Here is a 6073-nt window from a genome sequence, read left to right as displayed (position 1 = left end):
TCCCGGCGTGGCTGTGCCGCTTGATCCGGTGACGACCGCCCGGTTGCGACATTTGCGCCGACGTTGCCCTTATTCATCACCGCCCAAAAGGTCCGGGCCCACCGTGGAGGCTGGGGGGATGCCCAGAGCCGGCCATGGATGGCCGGCGGCCGGAACTGGGAGCAGGATGCGCATATTCCGGCTGGGCATCCCCCCTGCCTCCACGGCGGGCAGCGCTCACCCTCCCGAAGCAATCCACCCGCTCCTGAATCGGGAGATGAACCTTTTTCTTTCCGGGGCGGGGCGGGTATCGTGGCGGCTGGCTGTCCGGCACGTTGCGGCCGACGGCCCACCACCTTCGTCGGTCCCTGTCCCGGAGTCCTGAAATGCGCCTGATGCAAGCCGCCCTGCCCCTGCTCCTCGTGCTGCCCACGCTCGCCTTCGCACAGGCGTCGTCGCCCACCGGGCGCTGGAAGACCATCGACGACGAGACCAACAAGGCGAAATCGGTCGTCGAGATCACCCAGGCAGCGAACGGCACGTTCAGTGGCCGCATCGTCGAACTCATCGACCCCAGCAAGCCCAACCCCGCCTGCGACAAGTGCAAGGACGACCGCAAGGACAAGCCGATCACCGGCATGGAGATCATCCGCGGCATGAAGGCCGACGGCGCCTCCTGGTCGGGCGGCACCATCCTCAAGCCCGACGAGGGCAAGGTCTACAAGTCGAAGATGGAGCTGGTGGAAAACGGCACGAAGCTCAAGGTGTCGGGGTGCGTGGCCTTCTTCTGCAAGTCCCAGGTCTGGGAACGGATCTAGTCCTCCGTTCCTTCAACCGCACGAAGGGCCCGGCCAGCGCCGGGCCCTGTCGTTTCCGGGCCTGCCGCGACCGGGGACGCTCCAGGCGGGCATGCGATAATCCGCGTCCTTCCGCACGCAGCCACGCCATGTCACGCCCCGCACTGGTCACCAACGCCCTACCCTATGCCAACGGTCCCCTGCACATTGGCCACCTGGTCGGCTACGTGCAGGCCGACGTCTGGGTACGCGCGCGGCGCATGGCCGGCGGCACCGTGCATTACGTCTGCGCCGACGACACCCACGGCACGCCGATCATGCTGGCCGCCGAAAAGGCCGGGACCACGCCTGAGGCTTTCGTCGCCGGAATCCAGGCCGGGCACGAGCGCGACTTCGCCGACTTCGGCGTCGCCTTCGACAACTACGATTCCACGCATTCGCAGCGCAACCGCGAGATCACCGAAGCGATCTACAAGCGCCTCGACGACGCCGGCCACATCACCCGGCGCTCGGTCGCCCAGCTCTACGACCCGGCCAAGGGCATGTTCCTGCCCGACCGCTACGTCAAGGGCCGCTGCCCGCGCTGCGGCACCGCCGACCAGTACGGCGACAACTGCGAGCACTGTGGCGCCACGTACTCACCCACGGAACTGCTGGAGCCGTATTCCGTAGTCAGCGGTGCCACGCCGGAGATGCGCGACAGCGAGCACTTCTTCTTCGAAGTCGGCCACTTCGAGGCCTTCCTGCGCGACTGGCTCGCCGGCGACGTCGCGGTGCCGGGGGTCAAGGCCAAGCTGCTGGAATGGGTCGACGGCGAAGGCGGCCTGCGCGCCTGGGACATCTCCCGCGACGCGCCCTACTTCGGCTTCGAGATCCCGGGCCACCCCGGCAAGTACCTTTACGTCTGGATCGACGCGCCGATCGGCTATCTGGCCAGCTTCCAGGCGCTGTGCGAACGCGAAGGCCTGGACTACGCGGCATTCACCGCGCCCGCCAGCCAGACCGAGATGCACCACTTCATCGGCAAGGACATCATCAATTTCCACGGCCTGTTCTGGCCCGCGGTGCTGCACGGCAGCGGCCATCGCGCGCCGACGCGCCTGCACGTCAACGGCTACCTGACCGTCGACGGCGCGAAGATGTCGAAGTCTCGCGGGACCTTCGTGATGGCGCGGACCTGGCTTGATGCCGGCCTGCCGGCCGAGGCGCTGCGCTACTACTTCGCGGCGAAGTCCGGCGGCGGCGTCGAGGACATCGACCTCAACCTCGCCGACTTCGTGGCCCGGGTGAATTCGGACATCGTCGGCAAGTTCGTGAACCTTGCCAGCCGCTGCGCCGGCTTCATCGGCAAGCGCTTCGACGGCATGCTCGCCGGCAGGCTGCCGGAGCCGGACATGTACGCGCGCTTCGTGGCCGCGCTGGCGCCGGTGCGCGAGGCCTATGAATGCAACGAGCCCGCCAGCGTGCTGCGCCAGGTGATGGCGCTGGCCGACGAGGCCAACCGCTGGATCGACGAGCGCAAGCCCTGGGTGATCGCGAAGCAGGATGGCGCCGACGCCGAGCTGCAGGAAGTCTGCACGCAGGGCCTGAACCTGTTCCGGGTGCTCACCGGTGCGCTGCAGCCCGTGCTGCCGGCGATGGCCTCGCAGGTCGCGGACTTCCTCGATGCGCCGCTGGCGCGTTGGGAAGACCTCGATGCGCCCCTGCTCGCGCATCGCATCCGCGCCTACCAGCCGCTGTTCACCCGCATCGACCCGAAGCAGGTCAACGCCATGATCGAATCCAGCAAGGACGACCTCAAGCCCCGCGATGCCACCGCGACGGGTGCCGCCCCGGCGCAGGCGAAAGCCTCGCCCGATGCCGCGGCCGATGCCGCGGCCGCGCCACGGTCCACGCCGGCCGCTGCGCCGGCAACCGCGGCGGACGGCGAGGCCGCGTCGCCAACCATCACCATCGACGACTTCGCTAAGCTCGACCTGCGCATCGGCCAGGTCGTCGCCTGCGACTTCGTGGACGGCTCGGACAAGCTGCTGCGCTTCGAACTCGACGCCGGCGAGCTGGGCACGCGCCAGGTCTTCTCCGGCATCCGCGCCAGCTACGGCGAGCCGGCCGCCCTGGTCGGGCGCAAGGTCGTGTTCATCGCCAACCTGGCGCCGCGCAAGATGCGTTTCGGCCTGAGCGAGGGCATGATCCTGTCCGCCGGCTTCGACGGCGGCGAGCTGGCCCTGCTGGGCGCCGACGCCGCGGCCCGGCCCGGGATGCCGGTGCGCTGAGCCCGCCATGGGCGCCCGCCGCGAAGACGCCCTGGTCGAACGCCTCGACCGCCTGCTTCCGCAGACCCAGTGTGGCCAATGCGGCTACGCCGGCTGCCGGCCCTATGCCGAGGCCATGGCCGCCGGCGGGGCCGGCGTGGATCGCTGCCCGCCGGGTGGCGATGCCGGCGCACGGGCGCTGGCGAGGCTGCTCGGCGTCCCGCCCCTGTCCTACGACCGCAGCCTGGGCGAGCACTGCCCGCCCGAGCTCGCGCTGGTGGTCGAAGCCGACTGCATCGGCTGCACCAAGTGCATCCAGGCCTGCCCGGTCGATGCGATCATCGGCGGCAGCAAGCGCATGCACGTGGTGCTGGAGCCGCTGTGCACCGGGTGCCGGCTGTGCGTCCCGGCCTGCCCGGTGGACTGCATCGTGATGCTGCCGGCTCAGTCGTCGACGGCGATGCCGGCGGCCTCCAGCAGCTCGCGGACCGGCTGAAGCTCGCGTTCGTAGCGTTTCCAGCGACCGATCGCGCGCCGGTTGACCGGCTCGCGCACCTGCGCGGCACTGGCCGTGGCCACCGGTGCCGGGTTCTCCTCGAACCGCAGGCAGGCGTCTTCCCAATGCAGGCCGCAGAAGTCGACCAGGCGCCGCGCGCCGGACTCGAAGTCGTCCACCAGGCCCTCGTACGACACTTCAAGGATCCGCCCAGCCAGGCGCTCCTGCCAGCTGCGCATCATCCGGTCGAACAGGACGTAGTAACGCGCCGTGTCCAACAGGTCGAAGGAGTACTCGTACATCGGCGACCCGAGCGCGAACAGCTGCCTGAAATTGCCGAGCACGCTGTCCATAGGGTTCCGGCGCAGGCAGATGATCCGCGCCCTCGGCAGCGCCGCGGCGATGCAGCCGGCATAGAGGAAGTTGTGCGGGAGCTTGTCGACAAAGCGCGGCGCAGCCGCCGTCCCGGGCCGCGTGCTGGCCAGGTAGGCCTCGCCCAGCGCCTTCCAGTCCAGGCCGCCGCGGCTGCGTTCGACCACGTCCAGGTCCAGCACGGGCGGCGTCCGGCTCCCGGTCGCGCGCTTGAGCGCGACGCTGAAGTTCTGCAGCTCCCCGGCCGCGTGCACCTGAGAATGGCTGCTGAGCACGCGCTCGACGAGCGTCGTTCCCGAGCGTGGCAGGCCGATGACGAAGATCGGCGCGTCGCTGTCGCAGCCACCATCGGCGGGAGGCGACGGACAGGCGCCGACCAGCGCCTGGAACAGAGCCTCGTCGCTGGCGCTGGTGTAGGCCGGCGACTGCCTCCGCCAGGCGCGCTTGCCCGAGACCAGGCGCTCGAACGCCTCCTCGTGCCGGCCGCAGTCCTCGAGCTCCCTGGACAGGGCCAGATCCACGCACAGGACCGCCATGGCGTCGTCGCCAAGCCCTTCGCGGACGTGTTCGAGCCCGGCGATATGATTGTCCTCGGGCGAGTGCCGCCGCAGCTGCGCGCGCGAAAGGTAGGCCTTCCAGTAGGTCGGGTCGATGCGCAGGCAGGCGTCGAGCGCCCGTTCCGCGGCGTCGGTATCACCGGCATGGATCAGGGCCGTGGCGTGGTTGTACTGGAAGCGCGCCGAGTCCGGCACGATCTCCGCCGCGCGCCTGAACATTTCCGCGGCCCGGACATAGTCGTGGGTGGCGGTGTAGGCAAGGCCAAGGGCGTCGAGCGTGGTCGCATCGGCTCCCGGAAGCGCCGCGCCGCGCTCGGCGGCCTCGTGCGCGCGCGTGGGCTCGCTGGCCTGGGCCAGCGCGCGCGCCAGCTGCGCGAAATAGTCCGGGCGCCCGGGATTGATGCGGACCGCCTGCTCCAGCAGCTCGATCGCCAGCGGGATCTGCAGCTGTTCGCGGGCGGCGACACCGGCCACGAAGCACACGCCCGCATGCGGCGGCACCTCGCGCAGCAGCGCCATCGCCAGCGACTGCGCCCTGGCCCAGTCGCCGCGGTTCAGGGCATCGATCGCCTCGTGGTAGCGCGCACGCGGATCCCCGCTCACGGCCGGGCGCACGCCGAACACACGCGCTCCACCGCATAGCCCTTCGCGCGCAGCTTCTCGACCACGCCATCCTCGCCCAGCAGGTGCATCGCGCCGACCACCACCAGGCTGTCGTCGCTGCCGTCCTTGCGAAGCCGCGCTTCCAGCTTCGGCACCCAGGCGTCGTTGCGCGCGACGTTGATCACCTGGTACAGCGCGGGGAATTCGCGGCGCATCTCGGCGATCGTGCCATCGATGATCGCTTGTGTATCGCCGGCTCGCCAGGCGCCGTGCAGGGCGAGCATCTGCTCCGCACCCGCTTCGGCCTGTTCAAGCGCCTGCTCGAGCATCTGCAGCTGCTCGCCGGTGTCCATTCCGTCGAGGAAGGCGATCTGCAGGGCACCGGTCTCCAGCCCCGCCACCGGCTTCTGCGCGGCCTCCGCCAGCCCGCCCATGTGCGCGTCGAGCCCGATGGCGGGATCGAAGCCGAGCCCGGTCATCTGGCTGATGGTCACCATCATGCCCACGAACCAGGGCTCGAAGCGCTGCAGCACCTCGACGGTCAAGCCGGTGGCGGCCAGCTGCGCGGCGTTGTCGCTGCCCCAGGCGGCAAGCTTCGCCGCCAGCTCCGGGCCCAGCTCGTCGTCAAGCGTGCTGCCGTCGGTGCGCATTGCCGCCCGGGCCATCTGCAGGCCGAGCTGCGGCGAGGCCAGCTCGTCCGGGGCGATCTCGAACACCAGCTTCTCGGCATCGGCGAAAGCCATGTCGACGTCGCGCGACAGCGGATAGTCCGTGGGAAGCAGCAGGTGGAAGGAACCGAGCAGGTACAGCGAATTGTCCTCGTCAGACACCTTCCACAGCAGCGGCACCGGAGGCGCCTGACCCGCGGCAGCGGCAGCGCCGGGCTGCGCGTCCGCCGGCGGCACCGGAGTGGCGGTCACGGTGGCGGTGGCGGTGGCCGCGAGGGCGAGCGTTGCCGCAAGCGCGCCGGAGAACAGGGTCCCGCGGGCGCGGTGGATGTTGAGCATGGCGGTCCTT

Annotated in this window: 5 protein-coding genes; 3 read left to right on the top strand and 2 right to left on the bottom strand. The window is 70.0% G+C overall.

The window, feature by feature from the left end; genetic code table 11:
* Window positions 1–365 precede the first annotated feature (365 nt).
* From WCD84_RS07065 to rnfB, 3 genes are all read left to right on the top strand, one after another.
* Window positions 366–797, top strand: a complete 432-nt coding sequence (locus WCD84_RS07065; RefSeq protein WP_343254815.1) for a DUF2147 domain-containing protein — start codon at window positions 366–368, stop codon at window positions 795–797.
* Window positions 798–925: 128 nt separating this feature from the next.
* Window positions 926–3049, top strand: coding sequence for a methionine--tRNA ligase (metG, locus tag WCD84_RS07060; RefSeq protein ID WP_343280887.1), 2124 nt, complete (start codon window positions 926–928; stop codon window positions 3047–3049).
* 7 nt (window positions 3050–3056) lie between these two features.
* The gene (gene rnfB, locus WCD84_RS07055) at window positions 3057–3524 is read left to right on the top strand and encodes an Rnf electron transport complex subunit RnfB (protein WP_343254817.1); all 468 of its coding nucleotides are present in this window, start codon (window positions 3057–3059) and stop codon (window positions 3522–3524) included.
* On the opposite strand, the gene WCD84_RS07050 is transcribed toward rnfB, so the two are convergent.
* Together WCD84_RS07050 and WCD84_RS07045 are read right to left on the bottom strand one after the other, a co-directional pair.
* Window positions 3473–5056 carry a tetratricopeptide repeat-containing sulfotransferase family protein gene (locus WCD84_RS07050; protein ID WP_343254818.1) on the bottom strand — a complete coding sequence of 528 codons (1584 nt, stop codon included), beginning with the start codon at window positions 5054–5056 and terminating at the stop codon, window positions 3473–3475. The two genes, rnfB and WCD84_RS07050, sit on opposite strands and share 52 nt — an antisense overlap.
* Complete coding sequence (locus tag WCD84_RS07045; protein WP_343280886.1) at window positions 5053–6063, bottom strand: TraB/GumN family protein; 1011 nt, start codon at window positions 6061–6063, stop codon at window positions 5053–5055. Before WCD84_RS07045 ends, WCD84_RS07050 begins: the two co-directional genes overlap by 4 nt.
* Window positions 6064–6073 lie beyond the last annotated feature (10 nt).

Origin of the sequence: Luteimonas changyuni, assembly GCF_039548395.1 — a bacterium.
Classification (GTDB): Bacteria; Pseudomonadota; Gammaproteobacteria; order Xanthomonadales; family Xanthomonadaceae; genus Luteimonas.
Note: the sequence above shows the minus strand (reverse complement) of the source record. Positions and strands in the feature narration are given on the sequence as shown.

Bases quoted from the DNA above. Each gene is read 5' to 3' on its own strand.
- WCD84_RS07065 (WP_343254815.1), top strand. From the start codon at position 366: ATGCGCCTGATGCAAGCCGCCCTGCCCCTGCTCCTCGTGCTGCCCACG.
- metG (WP_343280887.1), top strand. From the start codon at position 926: ATGTCACGCCCCGCACTGGTCACCAACGCCCTACCCTATGCCAACGGT.
- rnfB (WP_343254817.1), top strand. From the start codon at position 3,057: ATGGGCGCCCGCCGCGAAGACGCCCTGGTCGAACGCCTCGACCGCCTG.
- WCD84_RS07045 (WP_343280886.1), bottom strand. From the start codon at position 6,063: ATGCTCAACATCCACCGCGCCCGCGGGACCCTGTTCTCCGGCGCGCTT.